At 67.4% G+C, this 21,790-nt stretch carries 22 protein-coding genes and 2 tRNA genes; 15 read left to right on the top strand and 9 right to left on the bottom strand.

Annotated features, from left to right (window positions below):
• The first annotated feature begins 192 nt into the window (after nucleotides 1–192).
• The 7 genes from cimA (at nucleotide 193) to VT85_RS13240 (ending at nucleotide 6,402) form a co-directional block, all read left to right on the top strand.
• Nucleotides 193–1,794: a citramalate synthase gene (gene cimA, locus VT85_RS13270; protein WP_068415842.1), complete on the top strand. Its 1,602-nt coding sequence runs from the start codon at nucleotides 193–195 to the stop codon at nucleotides 1,792–1,794.
• 14 nt (nucleotides 1,795–1,808) lie between these two features.
• Nucleotides 1,809–2,447 (top strand): Uma2 family endonuclease, encoded by a 639-nt coding sequence (locus tag VT85_RS13265; RefSeq protein WP_068415840.1) that lies wholly within the window; start codon nucleotides 1,809–1,811, stop codon nucleotides 2,445–2,447.
• Between the two features lie 11 nt (nucleotides 2,448–2,458).
• Entirely contained in the window at nucleotides 2,459–5,269 is a 2,811-nt protein-coding gene (locus VT85_RS13260) for a valine--tRNA ligase (protein ID WP_068415837.1), read from the top strand.
• 133 nt (nucleotides 5,270–5,402) lie between these two features.
• Nucleotides 5,403–5,798 carry a bifunctional nuclease family protein gene (locus tag VT85_RS13255; RefSeq protein ID WP_197491278.1) on the top strand — a complete coding sequence of 132 codons (396 nt, stop codon included), beginning with the start codon at nucleotides 5,403–5,405 and terminating at the stop codon, nucleotides 5,796–5,798.
• 25 nt (nucleotides 5,799–5,823) lie between these two features.
• Nucleotides 5,824–5,910, top strand: a tRNA-Ser gene (locus tag VT85_RS13250).
• 28 nt (nucleotides 5,911–5,938) lie between these two features.
• Nucleotides 5,939–6,023: transfer RNA gene (locus VT85_RS13245), tRNA-Leu, on the top strand.
• 97 nt (nucleotides 6,024–6,120) lie between these two features.
• On the top strand, nucleotides 6,121–6,402 hold the full coding sequence (locus VT85_RS13240; protein WP_068415833.1) for a hypothetical protein: 282 nt from the start codon (nucleotides 6,121–6,123) through the stop codon (nucleotides 6,400–6,402).
• Between the two features lie 27 nt (nucleotides 6,403–6,429).
• On the opposite strand, the gene VT85_RS27645 is transcribed toward VT85_RS13240, so the two are convergent.
• Entirely contained in the window at nucleotides 6,430–6,783 is a 354-nt protein-coding gene (locus VT85_RS27645) for a hypothetical protein (RefSeq protein ID WP_156512856.1), read from the bottom strand.
• 179 nt (nucleotides 6,784–6,962) lie between these two features.
• Nucleotides 6,963–7,373: a helix-turn-helix domain-containing protein gene (locus VT85_RS13235; protein WP_082858581.1), complete on the bottom strand. Its 411-nt coding sequence runs from the start codon at nucleotides 7,371–7,373 to the stop codon at nucleotides 6,963–6,965.
• Nucleotides 7,374–7,537: 164 nt separating this feature from the next.
• Here VT85_RS13235 and VT85_RS13230 point away from each other — a divergent pair, with 164 nt between their 5' ends.
• The 3 genes from VT85_RS13230 (at nucleotide 7,538) to VT85_RS29865 (ending at nucleotide 9,690) form a co-directional block, all read left to right on the top strand.
• On the top strand, nucleotides 7,538–8,044 hold the full coding sequence (locus VT85_RS13230) for a hypothetical protein (RefSeq protein WP_068415827.1): 507 nt from the start codon (nucleotides 7,538–7,540) through the stop codon (nucleotides 8,042–8,044).
• Nucleotides 8,045–8,507: 463 nt separating this feature from the next.
• Nucleotides 8,508–8,897 carry a hypothetical protein gene (locus tag VT85_RS13225; protein ID WP_068415824.1) on the top strand — a complete coding sequence of 130 codons (390 nt, stop codon included), beginning with the start codon at nucleotides 8,508–8,510 and terminating at the stop codon, nucleotides 8,895–8,897.
• 652 nt (nucleotides 8,898–9,549) lie between these two features.
• Nucleotides 9,550–9,690: a hypothetical protein gene (locus tag VT85_RS29865; protein WP_156512855.1), complete on the top strand. Its 141-nt coding sequence runs from the start codon at nucleotides 9,550–9,552 to the stop codon at nucleotides 9,688–9,690.
• A gap of 12 nt (nucleotides 9,691–9,702) precedes the next feature.
• Here the strand turns inward: VT85_RS29865 and VT85_RS13220 are convergent, their stop codons facing one another.
• The 4 genes from VT85_RS13220 to VT85_RS13205 all read right to left on the bottom strand — a co-directional run bounded on the left by VT85_RS13220 (nucleotide 9,703) and on the right by VT85_RS13205 (nucleotide 17,286).
• Entirely contained in the window at nucleotides 9,703–10,419 is a 717-nt protein-coding gene (locus VT85_RS13220; protein WP_068415821.1) for a hypothetical protein, read from the bottom strand.
• A gap of 308 nt (nucleotides 10,420–10,727) precedes the next feature.
• On the bottom strand, nucleotides 10,728–11,957 hold the full coding sequence (locus VT85_RS13215) for a response regulator (RefSeq protein WP_068415818.1): 1,230 nt from the start codon (nucleotides 11,955–11,957) through the stop codon (nucleotides 10,728–10,730).
• Between the two features lie 85 nt (nucleotides 11,958–12,042).
• Nucleotides 12,043–13,071 carry a magnesium transporter CorA family protein gene (locus tag VT85_RS13210; protein ID WP_082858580.1) on the bottom strand — a complete coding sequence of 343 codons (1,029 nt, stop codon included), beginning with the start codon at nucleotides 13,069–13,071 and terminating at the stop codon, nucleotides 12,043–12,045.
• A gap of 57 nt (nucleotides 13,072–13,128) precedes the next feature.
• On the bottom strand, nucleotides 13,129–17,286 hold the full coding sequence (locus VT85_RS13205; RefSeq protein ID WP_068415813.1) for a response regulator: 4,158 nt from the start codon (nucleotides 17,284–17,286) through the stop codon (nucleotides 13,129–13,131).
• A 676-nt stretch (nucleotides 17,287–17,962) separates the two neighbouring features.
• On the opposite strand from VT85_RS13205, the gene VT85_RS13200 reads away from it, so the two are divergent.
• The gene (locus VT85_RS13200; RefSeq protein ID WP_156512854.1) at nucleotides 17,963–18,292 is read left to right on the top strand and encodes a hypothetical protein; all 330 of its coding nucleotides are present in this window, start codon (nucleotides 17,963–17,965) and stop codon (nucleotides 18,290–18,292) included.
• A gap of 66 nt (nucleotides 18,293–18,358) precedes the next feature.
• On the opposite strand, the gene VT85_RS13195 is transcribed toward VT85_RS13200, so the two are convergent.
• Both VT85_RS13195 and VT85_RS13190 read right to left on the bottom strand, forming a co-directional pair.
• Nucleotides 18,359–18,916 (bottom strand): NUDIX hydrolase, encoded by a 558-nt coding sequence (locus VT85_RS13195; protein WP_068415805.1) that lies wholly within the window; start codon nucleotides 18,914–18,916, stop codon nucleotides 18,359–18,361.
• Between the two features lie 17 nt (nucleotides 18,917–18,933).
• Nucleotides 18,934–19,356, bottom strand: coding sequence for a hypothetical protein (locus VT85_RS13190; protein WP_068415802.1), 423 nt, complete (start codon nucleotides 19,354–19,356; stop codon nucleotides 18,934–18,936).
• Between the two features lie 232 nt (nucleotides 19,357–19,588).
• On the opposite strand from VT85_RS13190, the gene VT85_RS13185 reads away from it, so the two are divergent.
• A complete protein-coding gene (locus VT85_RS13185; RefSeq protein WP_068415799.1) occupies nucleotides 19,589–20,158 on the top strand; it encodes a DUF1572 family protein in 570 nt (189 codons plus the stop codon).
• Between the two features lie 29 nt (nucleotides 20,159–20,187).
• On the opposite strand, the gene VT85_RS13180 is transcribed toward VT85_RS13185, so the two are convergent.
• A complete protein-coding gene (locus VT85_RS13180) occupies nucleotides 20,188–20,523 on the bottom strand; it encodes a hypothetical protein (RefSeq protein ID WP_197490667.1) in 336 nt (111 codons plus the stop codon).
• 150 nt (nucleotides 20,524–20,673) lie between these two features.
• On the opposite strand from VT85_RS13180, the gene VT85_RS29665 reads away from it, so the two are divergent.
• From VT85_RS29665 to VT85_RS13175, 3 genes are all read left to right on the top strand, one after another.
• Entirely contained in the window at nucleotides 20,674–20,796 is a 123-nt protein-coding gene (locus VT85_RS29665; RefSeq protein ID WP_255376934.1) for a hypothetical protein, read from the top strand.
• Nucleotides 20,797–20,877: 81 nt separating this feature from the next.
• Entirely contained in the window at nucleotides 20,878–21,177 is a 300-nt protein-coding gene (locus VT85_RS27635) for a hypothetical protein (protein WP_197490665.1), read from the top strand.
• A gap of 306 nt (nucleotides 21,178–21,483) precedes the next feature.
• Nucleotides 21,484–21,651, top strand: coding sequence for a hypothetical protein (locus VT85_RS13175; protein ID WP_156512852.1), 168 nt, complete (start codon nucleotides 21,484–21,486; stop codon nucleotides 21,649–21,651).
• Nucleotides 21,652–21,790 lie beyond the last annotated feature (139 nt).

Raw genomic sequence — 21,790 nt, 5'->3', positions numbered from 1 at the left:
TCCGACGTCGGCCCGATCCCCCTGCCCCCGAAAGGCTCCCACGGCCGGGACGCGCGGCCTCACGAACCCGCCCGGCGGCCGTGGCGTCCGTATGTCCAGCCCGGCGGCGGTTGTGCTAGAATGCCGTGCTTGGGCTATGGGAATCCCGGAGGCGGCTCCCGCCGCAGGTCGGAACGAAGCGATGGGACGGCGATGACGCGAATTGCGATCTACGACACGACCTTGCGCGACGGCAGCCAGGGCGAGGGGGTCAATTTCTCGCTCCAGGACAAGTTGCTGATCACGACCAAGCTGGACGAGCTGGGGGTCGACTTCGTCGAGGGGGGCTATCCCCTCTCCAACCCCAAGGACGCCGCCTACTTCCGCGCCGTGCGCGACCTGCCGCTGGAGCACGCCCGGATCGCGGCGTTCGGGATGACCCGCCGGCGCGACATCGCGGCCGAGGACGACACGGGGATGAAGGCCCTGGTCGCGGCCGGGACGCCGGTCGTCACGGTCGTCGGCAAGACGTGGGACCTGCACGCCCGAGCGGTCCTGGGAGTCTCGCTGGAGGAGAACCTCCGGATGATCGGCGACTCCGTCGCGTTCCTGGTCGCGAACGTCCCCGAGGTCGTCTACGACGCCGAGCACTTCTTCGACGGCTATCGCCGGAACCCGGACTACGCCCTGGAGACGATCCGCAAGGCGGCCGACTCCGGCGCGGCCTGGATCACCCTGTGCGACACCAACGGCGGCTCGCTCCCCGAGGAAGTCGCCGAGGCGGTGGCGGCGGTGGCCCGGGAGGTCCGGACGCCGCTGGGCATCCACACCCACAACGACGGCGATCTGGCCGTGGCCAACGCCCTGGCGGCGGTGCGCCGGGGGGCGACCCAGGTTCAGGGGACGATCAACGGCCTGGGCGAGCGTTGCGGCAACGCCGACCTTTGCAGCGTGATCGCCAACCTGTCGCTGAAGTACCCGGAATACTCCGCCCTGTCGGAGGGCAAGCTGGCGAGGCTGACCGAGGTCTCTCGGTACGTCTACGAGACGGCCAACATGAACTTCCGGCCGGGCCAGGCGTTCGTGGGGTCGAGCGCGTTCGCCCACAAGGGGGGGATGCACGTCCACGGCGTCCGCAAGCTGGCGTCGAGCTACGAGCACATCGACCCGGCGACCGTCGGCAACGAGCGCCGGATCCTCGTCAGCGAGCTGTCCGGCAAGTCGAACATCGCCGAGAAGCTGGCCGAGCACGACCTGGACCAGGACCAGGAGCTGCTGGCCCGGGTGCTCGACCGGGTGCAGGACCTGGAGAACGAAGGCTACCAGTTCGAGGCGGCCGAGGCGTCGTTCGTGCTGCTGGTCGAGAAGCTCGCCGATCGGCATCGCGAGGCCTTCCAGAGCCGGGGCTTCCGCGTCAGCGTGGCCGGCGTCGGCGACGGCGCGTCGCTCACCGAGGCGACCGTCAAGCTCCAGGTCGGCGAGGTCCTCGAGCACACCGTCGGCGAGGGGGACGGCCCGGTCGACGCCCTCGACAACGCGCTTCGCAAGGCCCTGGAGCACCACTTCCCCGGCCTGCGGTCGATGCACCTGGTCGACTACAAGGTGCGCGTGATCAACGCCGTCGCCGGGACCGCCGCGAGGGTCCGCGTGGTCATCGAAAGCTCCGACCAGGACGCCGTCTGGGGGACCATCGGCGTCTCCGAGAACGTCATCGAGGCGAGCTGGCTGGCCCTCCTCGACGCCTTCGAATACAAGCTCTCCAAGGACGCCCGCCCGGCCCGGCCCGCCCGGCCCGAAGCGGCGACGGCCCGCTGACGGAGGACGCGACGATGGCGACGGAAACGCAGCCGCAAGTCCCGACGGAGGCCGTCGACGCGGGCCGCCGCCCGTACCGGTTCACGGCCGACCAGGTCTGGCGGATGATCGCGGCCGGGATCATCCCCGACGACGTCGACGTCGAGCTGCTGCGAGGCCGGATCTATCGCATCACCAAGCACGAACCTCATAACTACGCCGTCGCCCGGACGACCAAGCTCCTCCGCGCGATGCTCCCCCCGGGCTTCCACGCCCGAGAGGAGAAATCGATGCGGCACGGCCGGTCGAGCATCCCCGAGCCCGACGTGGCCGTCGTCCCCGGCTCCGAGGACGACTTCCGCCCCGAGCCGCCGGCGACCTCCGAGGCCGCCCTGATCGTGGAAATCTGCGCCAGCTCGCGGACGGCCGACTATCGCGACAAGACGAGTCTGTACGCCTCGGCCGACGTGCCGATCTACTGGGTCCTCGACGTAGACGGCCGCAAGCTCGACGTCTTCTCCGAACCGAAGGGCTCCGGCCGCGACGCCGGCTACGCCCGACATGCGAGCTTCGCCGAGAGCGAGCCGGCCCCCGTGGTGCTGGCCGGTCGCGAGGTCGGCCGGATCGCCGCCAAAGACATGCTCCCCCCGATCGAACCAACTCCCAAACCCTGATTTTCGACCGCATGAACATCAACGACATCCCCAAGCAGTACGATCCCAAGGACGCCCAGGACCGCTGGTACAAGGTCTGGCTGGAGCGGGGGTACTTCCACGCCGACCCGGCGAGCGACAGGCCGCCGTACTGCATCGTCATCCCGCCGCCGAACGTCACCGGGGCGCTCCACCTCGGCCACGCGCTCAACAACACGTTGCAGGACGTCCTGGTCCGCTGGCGGCGGATGCAAGGGTATGACTGCCTCTGGATGCCCGGCACCGACCACGCCGGCATCGCCACCCAGGCGGTCGTCGAGCGAAGGCTGCTGGAAGAGCGCAAGCTCACCCGCCACGACGTCGGCCGCGAGGCCCTCGTCGAGATGATCTGGGCCTGGAAGGACGAGTACGAGCAGCGGATCCTCGGCCAGCTCCGCCTGATGGGCTGCTCGTGCGACTGGGAACGCACCCGGTTCACGCTCGACGAGGTCTGCTCGCGGGCCGTCCGGCGCACCTTCTTCAACCTGTTCAAGGCGGGGAAGATCTTCCGGGGCAAGCGGCTCGTCAACTGGGACGTGCAGCTCCGCACGGCCGTCGCCGACGACGAGATCTACTACGAGGACAAACCCGGCAAGCTCTGGACCATCAAGTACCCGGTCGCCGGCTCGGCCTCGGGCGAGGCGCTCCACGTCGCCACGACCCGGCCCGAGACGATGCTCGGCGACACGGCCGTCGCCGTCCATCCCGAGGACCCGCGCTACAAGCACCTGATCGGCCAGGAGCTGGAACTGCCGCTGACCGGCCGTCGGATCCCGATCGTCGGCGATGCGATCCTCGTCGACCCCAAGTTCGGCACCGGCTGCGTGAAGGTCACCCCCGCGCACGACCCGAACGACTACCAGACGGGCCGTCGCCACGGCCTGCCGATGATCAACCTGCTGAACCCGGACGGCACCTACAACGAGAACGCCGGGCCGAAGTACGCCGGCCTCGATCGCGTCGTGGTGCGCAAGCGGGTCGTCGCCGACCTGGAGGCCGCCGGCCTGCTGGTGAAGGACGAGCCCTACAACGTCCGGCTCAACTTCTCCGACCGCAGCAAGACGCCCATCGAGCCCTACCTGTCCGACCAGTGGTTCGTCCGCATGGCCGACGACCCCGACGGCTCGCCCGGGTTCGCCCAGCAGGCCATCGACGCCGTGACCTCGGCCCAGGTCAGGATCACGCCCGAACGCTACGCCAAGAGCTACATCGACTGGCTCGCCGAGAAGCGCGACTGGTGCATCAGCCGACAGCTCTGGTGGGGACACCGCATCCCCATCTGGCACTGCTCCACCTGCTCCGCCGACGACCTGGAACTCGCCTTCGGCGGCCGTCCCGACGTGGCGTGGGCCGAGGCCGAATCCGGCGGCTGGCTCATCTGCGCCGAGCACGACCTGAACGCCGACGCCCTGGGCGCGGGCCACGAGTTGACGCAGGACCCCGACGTGCTGGACACCTGGTTCAGCTCGGCCCTCTGGCCCCACTCCACCCTGGGATGGCCCGAGCAGACCCCCGAGCTGGGCAAGTTCTACCCGACGAGCGTCCTCTCCACGGCGCGCGACATCATCACGCTCTGGGTCGCCCGGATGGTGATCTTCGGCCAGTTCAACATGCGCCAGGTCCCGTTCCGCGACGTCTACATCCACCCGGTGATCCAGGACGGCCACGGCAAGCGGATGTCCAAGTCGGCCGGCAACGGCGTCGACCCGGTCGACATCATTGAGGCCTACGGGGCCGACGCCCTCCGCTACACCCTGGCCGCCGGCGCGACCGAGACCCAGGACTTGCGGATGCCCGTCGAGAAGCTCAAACTCCCCGACGGCCGCGAGATCAACACCTCGGACCGGTTCGAGCAGGGGCGGAACTTCGGCAACAAAATCTGGAACGTCGCCCGCCTGGTCATGATGAACCTGGAAGGCTACGAGCCCGCACCGGTCGACGTGGCCGCGTTGCCGGTCGAGGACCGCTGGATTCTCGCCGAGCTCGACGCCACCGTCGCCGCGACGACCGCCGACCTCGACTCCTTCCGGTTCGCCGAGGCCGCCAAGCGGCTCCGCGAGTTCTCCTGGGGCGAGTTCTGCGACTGGTACGTCGAGTTCGTCAAGGGCCGGCTCCGCGACCCCGAAACCCGCCCGGTCGCCCAGCGCACCGCCGCGGCGGTCCTGGACTCCCTCTGCCGGCTCCTGCACCCGTTCATGCCGTTCCTGACCGAGCAGATCTGGGCCCCGCTCGGCGAGCTGGCCCCGAGTCGAGGCGTCCCCCTCCCCTCCCCCGCCGAGCCGAACGCCTGCATCGCCGCCTGGCCGGCCCCGAAGGGCCTGGAAGACGCCGAGGCCCGCGCCACGGTCGACCAGTGGAAGGAGAAGATCCAGGCGATTCGCAACCTGAGGGCCGAGCGCAACGTCCCCAAGGACGCCAAGATCGCCCCCCGGATCATCGCCGAAGGGATCACGGCCGACCGCCTTCGCCTCGGTGAAGAGTTCATCAAGGCCCTCACCGGGGCCGGGACGGTCGCCGTCGGCGCCGACGGCGAGCCTCGCCCGGCCGATTCCGCCGTGGTCGTCCTGGCCGACGCCGAAGTCGTCCTGCCGCTGGAAGGGCTGATCGACAAGGAGGCCGAGCGGGCCAAGCTCCGGAAGGGCCTCGCCGACCTCGACAAGCAGATCAACCCGCTGCGCGGCAAGCTCTCCAACGACGGCTTCACCTCCCGGGCCCCGGCCGACGTCGTGGCCGCCTCGCGGGCCAAGCTGGCCGAGCTGGAGGCGCAGCGGGCGTCCGTCGCGGCCCTCCTGGAATCGTCCTGAAACGACCGGCCCGCGGCGCGTTGACGACGCGCCGCGGGCCCGATACCATCAGATCAGCCCGTCGCGGACGTCGTCGCGGGGGGCCGAGGCCGGAACGTCGCGGCGGGCGAGGCGAGAGGAAGGGGTGGGTGCCGTGCCGGTCCAGATGGATCTCATGCGGATCATCATCAATGAGAACAGCGATCAACATATCATCTTCCTCAAGGAAGTCGACGGCGAGCGTATGTTCCCGATCGTGATCGGCATCTTCGAGGCCACGAGCATCGACCGCCGCGTCAAGAACCAGCCGACCGTGCGACCGCTGACGCACGACCTGCTGGCCAGCACGATCGAGTCGCTGGGGGGCGAACTGCAGGACATCTACATCAGCGAGCTCCGCAACCACACGTACTTCGCCAAGCTGAGGATCCGCCAGGAGGGGGAGACGATCGAGGTCGATTCCCGGCCGAGCGACGCCATCGCCCTGGCCGTCGCCGTCGACGTCCCCATCTACGTGGCCGAAGACATCATCGACGAGGCCAGCCAGTAATTGAACCAAGGCGCGCGAGGCGTTCGGAGGGGTGCCAGAGTGGTCGATTGGGACGGTCTTGAAAACCGTAGAAGGGTCACACCTTCCGTGGGTTCGAATCCCACCCCCTCCGCTCCCGAACGATCTTCGCCCCCGCGCCCGCCGGCGTGGCGGAACGGCAGACGCTGGGGACTTAAAATCCTCTGGGCGGGAACGCCCGTGTGGGTTCGACTCCCACCGCCGGCATTGGACTTACAACGATATCCGGGTGCGTCAAGGGGCGGTCTTCGGTGATTCTTCGATAAACCCGGCGGATGCGTTGCGACGGCGTGGGGCGACACCCATGGCGACCATCGAGAAGAAGGGCAACGGCTGGTGCGGCCAGTTCCTCTACCAGGGCAGGCGCCGCTACTTCACCATCGGGAAGGTGACCGAGGCCGAGGCCAGGGCCAAGGCCGACCAGGTGGGCTACCTGGTGATGCGGCTCAACCAGGGGCCGATCCAGCTGCCCCCCGGCGTGGACGTCGTCGACTTCGTGAAGCGCGACGGCGCGGCCCCTACTGAGTCCAGCCTGGACAAAGAAACATACTCTATAAGCGGAGCGGGATCTCGGCATGCCGGATGAAGGAGGCCAGGAGGTCTCCTCGCTTACTCAGTGACGACAGTTCACCCTCCAATCGAGACCGCAACTCCCCCAAGCCCTCCGGGGCGAAGTTGGGCAGCGGATGGTACTTCGTCCAGCCCCATACCCCCTCGTCCGGGTTGGCTCTGGGGCGTAGCCGGGGAACTCCTCGGTGACGATCTCGGGATGCTTCGCCAGGTACTTCTTCACCAGGCCGCAGCGTTGGTGGTTGTTGCTCCGGTCCCAGAGGATCGTCATCGGGCCTTTCAGCCGACGCCGCAATCCGGCCAGGAACGACAACGTGTCCTCGCCGTGGGCGTTGGCGTTATCCGGCAGGAGTCGATATCTCAGCCCGCACCGCTTGCGGGCCGCTCTGACGGTCACGGCGCTGATCGCCGACACCTTGCCTTTGCGGTGGAACGCCTCGACGTCGGCGTCTCGTCCTTGGGGGCATAAGTGCGGCGGACCACCGGGGTCATCTGGAAGCCCGACTCGTCGAGGAAAACCAGGTGGGCCTTCCGTCCCTGAGCCCGTTCGATGATCCCGGGCAGTTCCTTACGCCTTCAGCGGTCGATCTTCTCGACGTTGCGTTGTTTGGCCTTCGCCTGCGGTACCTGGCTGCTCCAGCCGAGCCGGCGTCGGAGGATCTTGCGGACGTGCTCGACGTCGAAGTGGCGGCGGATCATCTCGGCGACCCGTTGGGCCGTCCACAGGGCATTGGGCCAGCCGTCCTGCCGAAGGAGCGTCCCCAACTCCCGGAGTTGCTCGGCGGTGAGCCGGGGCCTGGGTCCGGGATGCGGCCTGGCAGCGAGCCCCTCGGGGGTGGCCCGGGCCATCTTCTTCCATCGGTACAGCGAGCGGCGGCGAACCCCCAGGATACGAGCGATGACGGTGGGGGACTCGCCCTGCTTCATCAACTCGACGGCCCGGGTGCGGCGACGTTCCAGTTCCGGAGCAGTTCCTGTCGGCCTCATACCTGTACTACGATGTCAACCGCCCGATGGTTTCTTTGGCCAGGCTGTAGTCAGCGGTTACAACTGTAGTACCAGAGGCCCTGGCCGAGGCCGCCGCGACGGCCGGTGAGCGGTCGGCCCGCCACGCCCTCGACTGCATCCTTCTGAGAGGCTCGACGTCCGAGGTGCTCGCCACCGACGGCCGGCAGATGCTCGTCCAGGGCGGCTTCGGCCCGCCCTGGGAAGACGACCTCCTCGTGCGGACCGTCCCGCTGTTCGCGTGCAAGGGCCTGCCGCGCGACGCCCCCGTCGCGATCGGCCGGACCGAAACCCACGTCACGCTGCGGGCCGGGGCCTGGACGCTGCATCCGTCCATCGAGGCCGACGCCCGCTTCCCCCGCGTCGAGCACGCCGTGCCCGACGCGGGCTCGGCCTCGACGCGGCTGGCAATCGACCCGGCGGACGCCGCGTTCCTGGCCGGGGCGATCGACAGCCTCCCCAGCGGCGACGAGCCCCACGCCCCCGCGACCCTCGACTGCAACGGCCGCGTCGCCGTGCAGGCCCGCACGTCCCGCCGACCGAGCTGGTGCTGGCCCGCTCACGCTACACGGGCGAGCCGGTCCGGCTGCACACGGACCGCGAGCACCTGGCGAGGGCGGTCCGCCTCGGCTCTGGCGAGGTCCGCCTCTTAGGCCCGGAGGCCCGGCCTCTCTGCCGCGACGGCCTCCGGTCGTTCGCCTGGCAACCCCTGTCGAAGGAGTCGGCGGTCGGCCCGTCCGAGGACGCCGTGGTCGTCAAGCCCGCCCGCGCCGGCCCGCTGGTCGAGACGATCGCGACGAAGAAGACCTCGCCCCTCGTCGGCGGCCTCACCCCGAAGGCCTTGCCGGGGCCTGTTCTGGAGGGGACGGCCGGCGGCGTCGCGTCCGCACTCGAAGAGTGCCGAGACTCTCCACCAAGCCCTGGCCGACGCCAGGATGCGGACGGGCCGCCTGGTCGCGGCCCTGCGTCGCGACCGGAGGCGGTCCAGGCTCGTCGCCTCGCCCCTACGCTCGATCCCGGGGCTGCGGCTCCAGGAAGTCGCCCCGGGACAGCTCCGACCTGGAGGTCCGACCCGGCCACTGACCTCGATCCATCACCCGGAGGACCTCGACGCCCATGAAGATCGCGGTCGGATACAGCAAGAAGGTCGGCCTGCCGGACGACGGGTCGCTCGGCGCGACCTGCGGGCTGGAGGTCGAGCTGCCCGAGCCCGACCCGCACGCCGAGGCCGGGGCGTTCGAGCGGAGGGCCCGCGCCGCCTTCGCCGCGTGCGCCCGCGCGGTGCAGGACGAGCTGGACCGACACCGGGTCGACGGCGCCCGGGGCGACGACGCCGCACGTCCCGACGACCGCCGCGGGCGACGCCGCCGAGCGGTTCGGCGTCGACGGCCCCGAGGCCCTCTCCGTCGTCGAGGCCGCCGCGCTGCGGACGCCGGCCGAGGCGCCGGGATGGAATTCGTCCTCCGCCCGCCGACGAGGCCCCAGACGGGAGGCGGCCGCGCTTGAACTCGAACGCGAGGAACAAGCGGAACCCGGCCTACTTCAACGGCTGCCTCCTCGTGGCCGCCATCCTCGCCGACGGCGACATCCGCGTCCGGACGCGGGGGCGGTGAACTGAGTGCGGGTGCCCAGCCGCGGCCGGGCTGCCCCCGTTTTTTCCCGTGGCCCCTGGTCGGTTCGGCGGCCGAGACTGAGGATCCTCAACGAACAGGCCGATCAACGAATAAAGTCGGGGGAAGTGCAGAGATTCCGCGGCGGCTTGACCTGGCCGAACCTCTACGCGTGTCGAAGCACTGTTCGAATCGCCAGAACTTCCGACCGCCCAACGTCGGCGGCGACGGCCGGGCGGCCGGCCCGTACCTCGGGCGTCACCGCACGTCCAGGCGCGACGCCTACGGAGGATTCGACCGCCTCACGCGATCGGATGTATGACGCCCGGAGCGCCCCGTGACTCGTCTCTCAACACTTCATTCCTTGGGTCCGGACTGCCGAGATCGGGCGATTCAATCCTAATTTCCGTAGGTGCGGGGATTCGACGGGCCGCTCCTCTCAAGTGCTCGACCTGCATGGCGCATCGAGCCCCTCCATCCGTGCCCCGTTGGCTCTAGAGCGGTTTCTCGTCGGGTGTATCGCTTGACCGCTGGGCGTGAGATCCGCGATGGCGGAACCAGCCCAGGACGTCGGCAGGGCGTCGCCCACCGCCCCGATCAGGCCGTCGACCGTCCGCGCCTTCGCCGACCGCAGCCAGGCCTTGAGCATGGAGAACATCCGCTCAATCGGGTTGAAGACGTGCTTCTGAGCGGAGTTTGAGCTATGGCCTCCCTGGCGGGGATGTCGCTGGCCACCTGACCGCGATCTCCGCGCAGGCCGCCTCGATCTCCCGCTCCCGGCGTACGGTCGCTTCCGGCGAGTGATGGACTTCCCCGACGCGTACGTCGCAAATGATGCACTGCCTGTTCTGGACGGTCGCCCGGTCCGGCAGGTTTGCCTCGCAGTATCGTTGGAGCAGTAACGCGCCATAGGACGCGGCAGGGCTGGTCAGCGGGTGGCCTTTCGAGAAGTAGAACTTCACGGCGCCCCCGCGCATCTCGCCGTCGATTACGCCCTCCAACAGGATCTCCGGTTGGATGACCAGTTCGACTCCGGCGATGACCAGGCTCATCTGTGGTCCCGGAGAGGTTGAAGGGGAGAGCCCGCCGAAACTGAGCTTGGGACGTCGGTCGCGGAAAGCCTCGACCACCTCGACGTTCGCGCGGATGTTGTGCGGGCCTTTATCCTCCGTCGATGCGGCCCTGATCGCGGCGATCCCCTCGTCCAAGATCGCATCATCGCCCATGCCCGAGTCGATGTAACGCCTGAGGACGTCCGACGCAGCGTCGTAGTAGACCGCCTGGTAAGCGCTGGGGTACTTCTGCTGCAACGTGATCGCTTCGCGGCCGGATGCGTTCGCCGACAGATAGCGCATGAACGCGTTGATCGTGAATTTCGGCTCGTTGATCCCGTCCTCCGGCGGTTCCTCGAATGGCATTGGACTCCCCGCTGCAACTTCTGTATCCAACAACTCAATCCTCGTCCTGATGGCCCTCGGCCGCGACCTAATTCCTTGCAAGACGAGGCGAAGCAAACTTTGGACACCCCGCAAATCTGCTGCCGTCGGAACCGGGTTCCGGGCGAACATCCTCAAGTGTCATCAGTGGACCGGGTGCCCCAATCGATCGCGTGCACCGTGTGCGGATTCATCTTTGCACAAAGTATTCTGTCTATTGCCTGTGGGTCTTCGTGAGCTCACCACCCTGCCATCTTATCGTCATCCTAGGATCGGCTCGCCGGACTGGCTCATTGCACGGTCATCGACCCCGAGCCGGCGTCTGCCTGCGGAGGATGGAGAGGGAGCCGGACGCGGAAGAGGCTGCCACGGCCTACGTCGCTCTCGACTTCGATCGTACCGCCCTGGTCCTTGACGATTCCGTAGCTGACTGAGAGCCCCAGGCCAGTGCCGGCGCCCACCGGCTTCGTGGTGAAGAAGGGCTCGAAGATGTGCGGCAGGTCCTCGGGGCGGATCCCAGTGCCGTGGTCTTCGATCTCCACCAGCACGGCAGCCCCCCCGTCGGGCCGGGTACGGACCTCGACCAGCCCCTCGCGCTCGGAGGCCTGAATGGCGTTGAGCAGAATATTCAAGAATGTCTGATTGATCTTGCCGGCGTGGCACAACATCGGCTGCAACTCTTGAAAGGCGGTTTCCACGCGGACCGCTTTCTTGTAGATCTCGTGACGGAGGGCTTCCAGGGTGGATCGGAGGGCGGCGTTCACGTCGACTTGCTTGAATTCCGCCTCATCCAGGCGGGCGAAGTCGCGCAGATTCTGAACGATCGCGCGGACGCGTCTCAGGCCCTCGGCTGAACTCTCGAAGAGTTGGGGGAGATTCCCCTGGAGGTAAGGCAGATCGATCTCCTCCTCCAGGCGGGCCGCCTCGGCGGCGAGTTCCGGCTCCGCCCGCGCCAGGGAGCTTTGCCATTCCCGGTATTTATCCAGCACACGCATGGCGTCCAGGACGTCGCGGCGGAGGACCGCCAGGTTGTTGACGACGAAGGCGAGCGGGTTGTTCATCTCGTGGGCCACCCCCGCCGCGAGGCGGCCTAGGCTCGCGAGTTTTTCCGTCTCTATCAACGCCACCTTGGCTTCACGCACGTCTTCCTCCAGGCGGATGATCCTTTCTCCGGCACGCAACCGGACCCGGAGCTCGTCCCGATCGAACGGCTTGGTCAGGAAGTCGTCGGCTCCGGCTTCCATGCCTTCGACCAGGTCTTCCTTCTCGGATTTCGCAGTGACGAGCATCGTGTACACATAGCTGGGCCGATCGGCCGATCGGACTCGTCGGATTAGCGCCGCCCCGTCCAGTTCCGGCATCATCCAGTCGGTGATGATCATCGGGTAGTTGCCGCCGACGAAGAGGTTCCACGCCTCGGCCCCGTCCTTCGCCGCCGTCACCTCGTATCCCCATTTCTGCAGATAGCTCTGCAACAGCCGCCTCGAGACGGGGTCATCATCCGCGATTAGGACATGCATGAAAGTCCCCTCTCAGGATGTAAAAATGGCCCTGCAGGGTGCCTGCCCGGCCCTTTACGCGGCCATGGCTCCGCGACCTCATCGCTCACCACCACCTCCGCCACCACCCGATCAGCAAGGGCGTCGTGACCAGGACGATGGTACCCGCGGCGACGAACCAGAAGCCCCACGGCGCCCTGGCGAGGGGCATCTCCTCGAAATTCATCCCGTAGGCGCCGAACACCGAGCCGATGACCGCCATCGCCACGGTGATGAGCGACAGCGACTTCATCGTCTTGTTCAGGCGGTGGGAGCCGATGGCCAGCGTTGCGTCCATCGCGGCGTCCGCCCTCTCGCGGCCGGCCTCCAGCACGTCGAGCATCCGTAGAAGGTGGTCGTAGACGTCCCGGAGATACACCTCCGCCCCCTCCGGGAAGAACGGATGATCGCGACGGAGCAAGACCTCGAAGATCGTCCGGAGAGACTGGAGTTCGTGTCGCAACGCGGCGAGGTTCCGCTTGAGCTGGAGCAGGGTCCTCACGCTCTCCTCGTCCGACCGGGTGAATACGGCGATCTCCATCTCTTCGACGTCCTCTTCGATGCCGGCCAGGAATGAGGCGAAGGAAGCGACCAGGGCGTCCATCACCGCGAATACAAGAAAGCCCACCCCCTCGCGCAGCCTCGGTCCGCCGTGCATCCAGCGGGCCATCGCCTCCTCCAGGGCGGGGACGCGGCCACGGTGGATGGAGACCACGAAATTCCGGCCGAGACACAGGTCCAGTTCGGTGGTCCGAAGTACCTTGGGATCGTCCCCAGGCACGGCCACGCAGGTGATCAGCAGTGCGTATCCTTTGAACTCGTCCACCTTCGGACGTCGTCGGCCCAGGGACTCGGCCTCCAGCCCAACAGGGTGGAGGCCGAACTCGTCGATCAGCATGGCCAATTCCGACGGCCCCGGGTCCTTCACGTCCAACCAGACGACGTTGTCGGGCTCCTTGATGTAATCGTGGATCTCAGCGATCGGGACGCCGCGCTCGAGGCTCACGCCGCCGAGGCACGCCACGGCCCAGAGCCCCGGCATGCCCGGCGGAACCCCCGCCATCCCGTCCCGGATTACTCGAAAGTCCCGTGCCATCGCCCCTCCTCTCAACGGACGGGAGACCGAGCGGGCCGCGTGTCGACGACTTCGCCGTTAAGTAAGGCCCGCCCGGCCGAGATCGGCGAGGGCCGGCGTCAATCTCTCGATGGCCTGTTCCAGGGCGGCCCAGGCCGGCCCGACGTCGGCCCACCCCTGGTCACGCGCCGCGGCCTCCAGGCGATGCGCGGCTTCGGTGGCCTCCGGGGCCCCAAAGTTGGCTACCGACCCCCTCAGGGTATGGGCCGCATTCTTGAGGCCTGTTGCGTCGCGATGGAGAATCGCTTCATGGATTTCCGTCATCCGCCGAGGGCATTCGTCAAGGAAGAGCCCGGCCAGTTCCCTCATCAACTCCACGTCCCCGTCCAGGCGGCCGAGGGCCGCGGCGAGGTCGAAAGCCGGTGGTGGGGGAGCAGACTCGACGGCCGCGGATTCGGCTGCGGCTGCGGCTGCGAGGTTCAGGTGTTCCAGGACCTCGAACAGCTCCTGAGGCCGTAACGGTTTGGCGACGTAAGCGTCCATGCCCTCCGCGAGGCAACGCTCGCGGTCCCCTTTCATGGCGTGGGCGGTCATGGCGATTATCGGGGTGTGGCCCCCGCTCGCCGACTCGCGGGAGCGGATCGCGGCGGTCGCCTCGAACCCGTCCATCTCCGGCATCTGAACGTCCATCAAGACGGCGTCGAACGATTGACCCTCGAGGGCCGCAAGCGCCTCGCGACCGTTGCCGACCACTCGAACCTGGTGGCCCCGCTTCTCCAGGAGGCTGACCGCCAGCCTCTGATTGACCACATTATCCTCGGCCAGGAGGAGCCGAAGCGATTGCGAGCTTTTCCCGGGTGAAGGCCGAGACGCCGAGGGGGTGCGACCTTCGAGTTTCAGCGACGGGCCGAGGGAGGTCATGATGGCGTCCAGGAGGGTCGATTGTCGGATGGGCTTCGTCAGATAGGAGGCCACATGCAGCTCCTTGCACCGCGCCGCATCTTCGCGGCGATTGGCCGACGAGAGCATCATCAAGGTCGCGCCGACCAGCCCCGGATCCTCGCGGATCCGCTCGGCGAGGGCGAACCCGTCCATCTCCGGCATCATGCCGTCCAGCAGGACCAACGAGAACGGCGAACCGGACCGACGCGCCTCATCAAGCGCAGCCAGCGCCTGCCGGCCGTCTTCGACGACCCTGGGCTTCATGCCCCATCGGGCGAGCATCTCTCGGAGAATGAGCCGGTTCGTGGCGTTGTCGTCCACGACGAGGACTGGCAGGCCGTGAACCTGGGCCGGCTCCGCCCGCGTCGCCCGCTTGACCGGCCCCCGCGCCCGGCCGAAGCAAACCGTGAAATGGAAGGTGCTCCCACGGCCGACCGCGCTGTCCAGCTCGATGGTCCCGCCCATCATCTCCACGAGCCTGGATGAGATCGCCAGGCCCAGCCCGGTGCCGCCGTATTTGCGGGTGGTCGAGGTGTCGGCCTGCGCGAAGGCCCGGAAGAGCCTCTGCCGCTGGTCGGGCGCGATCCCGATGCCGGTGTCGATGACGGCGAAGCGCAGGTGCACATCCTCCTCGGTCTGCGACTGGACCTCGACGCGGAGCACCACCTCCCCCTGCTCGGTGAACTTGATCGCGTTGCCAAGCAGGTTGACGATCACCTGGCGCAGGCGGTGGGAGTCGCCCACCAGCGCGTCCGGCACGTCGGTCGCGACGTAATCGGCGAGTTCCAGCCCTTTCTTGTGGGCACGCAGCGCGAGCGTCGCCACGGTGTCGTCGAGGGTGTCGCGAAGGTTGAACTCGACGAGTTCCAGGTCGAGCTTGCCGGCCTCGATCTTGGAGAAGTCGAGGATGTCGTTGATGACGTTCAGCAGGTGATCGGCCGAGAGTTTCACCATCTCGAGGTACTCCCGCTGCTCGGCCGACAACTCCGTGTCGAGGGCCAGCTCCGTCATGCCGACGATGCCGTTCAGGGGCGTCCGGATCTCGTGGCTCATGTTGGCCAGGAACTCGCTCTTCGCCCGGGTCGCCGCCTGGGCCGCCTGATTCGCCCGCATCAACTCCCGCTCGACTCGTTTCCGCTCCGTGATGTCCGTGAAGTTGACGACCGCGCCTTTGATCTCACCATCGACCCCGCGGATCGGGAACGAGGCGTACTCGGCTGGGAAATTAACCCCGTCCCGTCGCCACAGGACCTCGTCATCCACCCGGCACCCCTTCCCGACCCTGAAGCTTCGATAGATCGGGCAGTCTTCCACCGCGTAAGGAGAGCCGTCGGGCCGGGTGTGGTGGAAGAGCTCGTGCGCGTTACGGCCGATCACCTCCTCGGTCGAGTAGCCGAGCATCTCCGCCGCCGCCCGGTTCATGAAGGTGCAAAGGCCCTGCATGTCGATCCCGTAGATGCCCTCGCCCGAGGATTCGAGCAGCAGACGAGCCCGCTCTTCAGCCTCCCGTAGCGCGGCCTCGGCCCGCTTCTCGGCGTCGATGTCGATGTGGACCCCGACCCATTCCCGGACGTCGCCCCGTTCGTCGAGGATCGGAACGGACCGGACGAGCATGTGAAGATAGACGCCGTCGCGCCGTCGCAGCCGGTGTTCCATCTGAAAGAGCGAGCGGGTGCCCATGGCCGCCGACCATGCCCGGGCGGTCTCCGCTCGGTCGTCGGGATGGACGGCCTCGAGCCAGCCCGTGCCCTTCAGTTGGTCGAACGTCTGGCCGGTGTACTCGGTCCAGCTCGGCTGTTCCGCGTCGACCTGTCCGGACGGCCGGGTGTGCCAGACGATCGCCGACGTGGCCTCGATCAGGGACCGGAATCGTTCCTCCCCCCGCCGCAGGGCCTCTTCCGCCTCCTTGCGCTTGATGAGCAGGCCGACCTGGCCGCCGATGGCCGTCAAAATCTGAAGGAGCTCGTCGTCGGGCTGCTGGATCTCTCCGCTGAAGATCTCGACGACGCCCAGGACGTCGCGGCCGACGATGACCGGGAAGCCGAAGGCGCCATGCAACCCCTCGCGGGCGGCCGCCTGCGCCCTCGGAAAATTCGGGTCCTTGACGACGTCCGGAATCCAGGCCGGTCGACCGCTCGCCCAGACGCGCCCCGGCAATCCGACCCCTCGGGCGAACGCCGTGCGGCGGGTGAGCGCCGCGAATTCCTCGGGCTGGAATGACGGGGAGTGCCAGAGGGCGGTGCAGCGGAGCACGTCGGCCTGCGGGTCGATGCGCCAGAGCCCCCCCTCCAACCAGCCCAGGCGCTCGCCGATCGCCCGCAGGAGGTCGAACATGGCGTCGTCCAGCCGAGGCGACCCCGTCAGGGCGAGCGACGCCGTGTACTGGAGTTTCAGGCGCCGCTCCGCCCGCGCACGCTCGCGATCCATATGCTCGAGGGACGCCGCGTTCCACCAGATCAAGCTCGTGAAGAGGACGATGTTGCCCAGCACGAACAGGGACATTCCCGCCACCTGATCCCAGATCGCGCGCTGCTGGAGGTGCCAACTCGTCCAGCCCACGATCGCGGGGATCAGGATCGCCGCGGGCAACAACCGCCTCGCCATGATCCCGCCGGCGCCGGCGCTTGTGACGACCCGCATCATCCCAGCCTCCGGACGGGCGTGGAGAATGCCGATGCTCAGGATCGCGAACGCGATGGCGGTGTTCAGCGCCATCGGGATGAACTGCCTGACGCCCATCAAAGAGGTGGCGCTGTAAACATAGCCGATCAACGCCAGCAGCGCGATCATGCCCACCGCGAGCGCCAGGAGTTGGGCGGGGCGGACATCGCGGCGACGGGTTTTTACGTCGAGCAGGGACAACGCCAGCCCAACGGCCACGAACGCCGAGGCCGTGTTCGGCGACATCCGATTGGGTAGGCCGACGCGGTAGGCCTCCCGATCCAGGGCCGCGCGGAAGAGCAGTTGATCGGGCCCCCCGTCCCAACCGGCCAGGTAGCCCCCCAGGCGAGCCAGGCCGATTAGCAGGACGCCAGCCGCGCACGCGACTCCGAGGGCGCGTCGTCGGTGCGTCGCGCCGGCCGGGGCCTGAGCCCGCAGCGAGACGCCGGACAGGATGAAGGCCAGAGCGGTCCCGCCTGGGTTCATGGCCGTGAGATCGGGGCTGAGGCTCTTGAGCAGAGCGACGTCAAACGTCCACCCCATCAGCACCAATCCGCCGATCAGGATCACGGCGGCGCCCGCCCCGCTCGCGACGAATCGAAGATCCCCGATACTATGTGGATGGTCGGTCATTTTCGTGTCCCGCGTCGGCCCTCGGCACGGCCGGTCCGCCCCCTCGTACGACCCGCGTCCATCGCCCGAGGCCGGACCACTGGGCATCCGTGATGGTCGTTCGACCTTGAGATCTCCTCGCGCAGTCATCTCCCAACAGGCCCAGCCGACACCCCCTCTCATCGTACTGAATCCTGCATCCGCATCACGGATGGAATATTCCCGAATCTTAGAGGCGGGCCGCCACGACCGGAGACCTGAAGACTTCCGAACTCGGCCTATACGTCCGCCCCGGCCCGGAGCGATGGCCCGTCCATTGCCGCGGCTTGCGCAAGCAGTGAGTGGGTTGTTTGGCTTGCACGCAGCCATAACTTCGATTCCTCGACCGCCGGAGAGGCTGACGAGTGCAGGCCCCGGAGCCGCCCAAGCGGCACCACTCTCCCTGACGTCGTCGCCGTTCCGACCGCTTGCCGCCCCAGCCGAAGGGGAGGGCCTCATTTCAACGTCTCGAGACCTCCCCGAACCAGGCGCGTGAGGTCCGGTGCCGAACGGCCACGCCAAGGCGATCAGCCCTCGAAGGTCGTCGCCATCCATGGACTCGGATGGAGGGGATGGGAAGGGGCTCCCATTCTGTAGCAGGTCGGCCAGGTCGCAACCCCGCCTCGCCGTCTTCCTCGCCGGCGGGTAGAATGCCGCCATGGCTTACGACGTAATCCTCGAATCGGTGTCGCCGGGGTTCCATGGTCCGGTGGTCGCAGCCCTGCTCACCGTCCGCATCCCGAGCCGGACGAAGTGGACGGAGGTCGCGGGCTTCCGCAACGCCGCCACGGTCGGCCTGAGACTGGACCCCGCGGAGGCCGAGCGGCTGGCCACCTCAGCACCGGCCGCCGTGGCGAAGGGCGTGACCGCCGAGGACGCCGAGCACATCAAGGCCTACCTCGAGGCGGGCCACTTTCCCGAGAAGAAGGAATGGCCGCGCCCGGAGCCGGGGCAGGGCTGTTGCATGGTGAGCGTCCGGGCCTCCTAGCGATGGACCCTCACGTCTCGAGACCTGCCGGGCGGATCCTCGTCTCCCGCCTGGCGGAAAGCACGATCAGTGGGCGGACGTAGACTCCACAAATGCTCTCGCCTTCAGTAGGAGCACGCAAGTCGGGGCGTGCATTATCGTACCGTCTTCGATCATTCGGATGGCCTCGGCGTACGAGGCCTTGACCGGCTCTATCTCCTCGGTTCCTTCCTGCTCCGTCTCCGTCCAACTCAGTTCTCGGGCCATGAACAAGGACACGGGGGAGCGGACGATCGACGTGTCCAGATCGATTCGTCCCAGATCGTCCCAGCGCTCAGCCTGGATTCCCAACTCTTCTTTGGCTTCGCGACGTGCGGCCGCGAGCGGCTCTTCACCCTCATCCACGCCGCCGCTCACAACCTCGACGCTGTCCCGTCCGAGGGCGTAGCGAAACTGCCGCGTGAGGACGACCGTGCCGTCCTCGTCCACGACGAGCACCGCAACGCCGGGTTTCATCGTCACGGTGGCGTAAGCGCCAAGTTGCCCGTCGGGGCGACGGACGTCATCACGCACGACCTCGATGAAATCGTCTTTATACTCTTCTTCGGAATCCAGGATCGTCCAGGGACCATTGTGTCGTTCCAATGCGTTCCGTCCTTTCGTCACCTCGGCGCCGCCGCCCGCTCCTTGAACGTCTCGCCGCTGATCTTCGCTCCCCACAACCGGGGGATTTGGATCAGGCGTTTCACCTCATCGTAGGACAACCCCGCCACGGCCAACTTCTTCAGCGCGGGCAGGAACGTTTCCTCGAAGTACGGCCCCATCTTGTCGGCCACCTGCCTGTCGAACGACGCCGCGGTGATGGTCGACTTTTTCTTCTTCTCGGCGGCCGACTTGTCGTCGTGGTAGTCCTTCGCGGTGCCGCCCGGCCTGCCGAGCTTGGCCTTCGCGCCCATGACGGCCGCGACCATACCCCGCTCGCGGGCTTCCTTGTCGTCCAGGCCGTCGAGCAGGCCCTTGGCGTAGGTGTACGTCGCCAGGATGTCGAACTTGCCGATCGAGACGTCACCGGTCTTCTTCGCCATGGCTTGCTCCCCTGTGTTCGTCAGAGAGCGAAGCAATTCCGGTTCCCTTCCGCTTCTTCTTCCTCGCCGTTGGTCCCCCTGCTGATCGTGCTCGCGTCGCCCACTGGCCCGGGATCGAATCCGGAAACAGATGGTGCGAACATATGGAGGCGGCGAGGAATCCTCAATCGAACACAGGCGGTCAGGTCCGATCGCGAAGCCGGTAGTCAAGCGACGTCAGGAGGGAGGGGGCATGGGATCCGTCGAGTCGAATGATCTGGCGCAGATCCTCGTCGAGGGCGCGCTGTCCGCCTTTCGGGCCAACAAGGGCTGGGCCGAGAAGGCCGTCTCTCAGCTGAGGGACGAGAAGCTGCACCGTCCACTGGACCCGAACACCAACTCTATCGCCGTGATCATGAAGCACGTGGCCGGCAACCTCCTGTCGCGATGGACCGACTTCTTGACGACGGACGGCGAGAAGTCCTGGCGCAACCGGGACGACGAGTTCGTGGATACGTTCGCCTCGCGGGACGAGTTGCTCGCCTACTGGGAGTCCGGCTGGAATGCGCTGTTTGACTCGCTGGAGTCCCTGACGGCTGAAGACGTCAGCAAAACCATCACCATTCGGGGCGAGCCGCACAGCGTCCCATTGGCGATCCAGCGGTCGCTGGCCCACTGCGGCTACCACGTCGGCCAGATCATCCTCATCGCCCGCGTCCTGGCCGGCGACGATTGGGAGACGATCACGATACCCCGGGGAGGATCGGGAGGCTTCAACCGTCAGGTCTGGGGCCGAGGACACTTTCGAGCGCCGGAGTCCTGAGCGGCGACGCTCGCGTCGGGCCCTGACGCTCAGATCACCTGGTCGATCAGCACCGGCATCCGCTCGGCCCGAGTCATGACCCGGTAATAGTGCGTCGCCTCGTCGATGACCATGTGGCAGACCGCGAGGCCGCGCTCGTCGGGCACGAGGATGCCCCGCATCCCCACCTCGATAGCGTACCACACGCCCCGCCGCTCCAGCCTGAACATCGCCGGTATCTCGACCGGCACCGCCCCGGCGTTCAGCCACAGGCCGGACTCGACGCTCTTCTTCCAGGTCCGGCCGGTGCGGGGGGGCGTGCAGCTCCGCCGCCCGCCGTCGCCCCAGCGCACGATCTGCAGCCGCCTGTCGCGGCGGATGGGCATAGGAGACTCTCCGAGTGGTACAGGAACCGGTATTCCGGCAGCCCGTTCCGAACGTGCAGGACTGCGTCCATCCGGTGACACCCGATCAACTCCCTGGGCGACTCGCTGCCTATCAGCGCGATTCCGAGACACACAATCCTGAAGAAAGCCGTGAACGAGAAGCACGGCCGGTTCGCCATGATGAGCGGGGCGACGCTGCCGCTGGCGGGCATCTACGCCGACGAAGCCCGCTCCTACGACATCTGCGACGTGCGCGGAAAGCCATGCTTCTGACCCAGATTTCTTGTTGCGTGATTTGATGCACTTGGTAAGCTCTTGTTGTTCCGCTTGATGATGGTGCCGGAGGCCGTTGCGATGCCGCACGAACCGAGACCCAGACTCACGATGGTCGATACCGCGGTAGGTGCCGACGGCGAGCCGCGATCGCTGATCACCCGCATCTGGTCACGGCGGGCCGCATCGACATGCTCGCTCTGCCCCGGCTGTAGCGCCCGCCCGATGCTGCTGGCCTTGCTGTGCACCGTGGCTACGCCCGGATTCGTCGGGAGCGAGGAGGCCGCGACGCACCGCTTCGACCTCGAAGGCGGCGACGAGGCCGTGTGGTCGAACGGCGGAGAGACGCTCTGGGCGGAGTTGGTCGAGGACGAGGCCTGAGGCTCCCGGCCCGGCCCGGCGTCGGTAGGATGCCGGGAGAGGAAGCCGCCATGCCATCCGACCCGGCCGCGAGCCTGCTCCGGCTCCACGTCGAAGAGAAGTCTCTCACGCTGAAAGGCCCGAGGGCTGAAGCCTTGTCGGGTTCTTCCATGGAGGAGACCCTCGCCGCTTTATCGAGAGTCGGCCGCCGCCGGGCTGATGAGCCCCCGCCGATCGGTCGCGGCGATGGCTCATGATCGCCGTGGAGCCGGGCTGAGCTACCGGATGAGAGCGAGTGAAGGCGTGTCGACCGTGGGCTCCGAGCGAATGATCACGATCCTTGACGGCGTCGTCCTGACGGCCGCCATCGGCGTGATCCGGCTCATATGGGATTCCATGCCCAATCCCGCGCTCTGGGTGACGCACCAGGACGGATGGGGGATGCGCGTTTTGTTCGCGACCACTCCTTGCGCCGCTTCGCTGGATTTCCCCTGAGCGTGGTCGGCGGGGACTAGGGGCGGTTCGTCGGCTCTCCGTCGAGTGTAGCCATGTCCATGGAGCAGCGCAAGCAGTTCCAGCTGCAGCCCATCAACGGAAAAGAGCCGCCCCGCCGGACGAACCCGGTAGAGCGGCA

Source organism: Planctomyces sp. SH-PL62 (genome assembly GCF_001610895.1).
In the GTDB taxonomy this organism is placed as follows: Bacteria; Planctomycetota; Planctomycetia; order Isosphaerales; family Isosphaeraceae; genus Paludisphaera.
Note: the sequence above shows the minus strand (reverse complement) of the source record. Positions and strands in the feature narration are given on the sequence as shown.

What these genes read in the sequence shown, in the direction of transcription:
- cimA (WP_068415842.1), top strand. Translation starts at nt 193, where the DNA reads ATGACGCGAATTGCGATCTACGACACGACCTTGCGCGACGGCAGCCAG.
- VT85_RS13265 (WP_068415840.1), top strand. Translation starts at nt 1,809, where the DNA reads ATGGCGACGGAAACGCAGCCGCAAGTCCCGACGGAGGCCGTCGACGCG.
- VT85_RS13260 (WP_068415837.1), top strand. Translation starts at nt 2,459, where the DNA reads ATGAACATCAACGACATCCCCAAGCAGTACGATCCCAAGGACGCCCAG.
- VT85_RS13240 (WP_068415833.1), top strand. Translation starts at nt 6,121, where the DNA reads ATGGCGACCATCGAGAAGAAGGGCAACGGCTGGTGCGGCCAGTTCCTC.
- VT85_RS13235 (WP_082858581.1), bottom strand. Translation starts at nt 7,373, where the DNA reads ATGAGGCCGACAGGAACTGCTCCGGAACTGGAACGTCGCCGCACCCGG.
- VT85_RS13225 (WP_068415824.1), top strand. Translation starts at nt 8,508, where the DNA reads ATGAAGATCGCGGTCGGATACAGCAAGAAGGTCGGCCTGCCGGACGAC.
- VT85_RS29865 (WP_156512855.1), top strand. Translation starts at nt 9,550, where the DNA reads ATGGCGGAACCAGCCCAGGACGTCGGCAGGGCGTCGCCCACCGCCCCG.
- VT85_RS13220 (WP_068415821.1), bottom strand. Translation starts at nt 10,419, where the DNA reads ATGCCATTCGAGGAACCGCCGGAGGACGGGATCAACGAGCCGAAATTC.
- VT85_RS13215 (WP_068415818.1), bottom strand. Translation starts at nt 11,957, where the DNA reads ATGCATGTCCTAATCGCGGATGATGACCCCGTCTCGAGGCGGCTGTTG.
- VT85_RS13210 (WP_082858580.1), bottom strand. Translation starts at nt 13,071, where the DNA reads ATGGCACGGGACTTTCGAGTAATCCGGGACGGGATGGCGGGGGTTCCG.
- VT85_RS13205 (WP_068415813.1), bottom strand. Translation starts at nt 17,286, where the DNA reads ATGACCGACCATCCACATAGTATCGGGGATCTTCGATTCGTCGCGAGC.
- VT85_RS13200 (WP_156512854.1), top strand. Translation starts at nt 17,963, where the DNA reads ATGGCTTACGACGTAATCCTCGAATCGGTGTCGCCGGGGTTCCATGGT.
- VT85_RS13190 (WP_068415802.1), bottom strand. Translation starts at nt 19,356, where the DNA reads ATGGCGAAGAAGACCGGTGACGTCTCGATCGGCAAGTTCGACATCCTG.
- VT85_RS13185 (WP_068415799.1), top strand. Translation starts at nt 19,589, where the DNA reads ATGGGATCCGTCGAGTCGAATGATCTGGCGCAGATCCTCGTCGAGGGC.
- VT85_RS13180 (WP_197490667.1), bottom strand. Translation starts at nt 20,523, where the DNA reads ATGCCCATCCGCCGCGACAGGCGGCTGCAGATCGTGCGCTGGGGCGAC.
- VT85_RS27635 (WP_197490665.1), top strand. Translation starts at nt 20,878, where the DNA reads ATGCCGCACGAACCGAGACCCAGACTCACGATGGTCGATACCGCGGTA.
- VT85_RS13175 (WP_156512852.1), top strand. Translation starts at nt 21,484, where the DNA reads ATGATCACGATCCTTGACGGCGTCGTCCTGACGGCCGCCATCGGCGTG.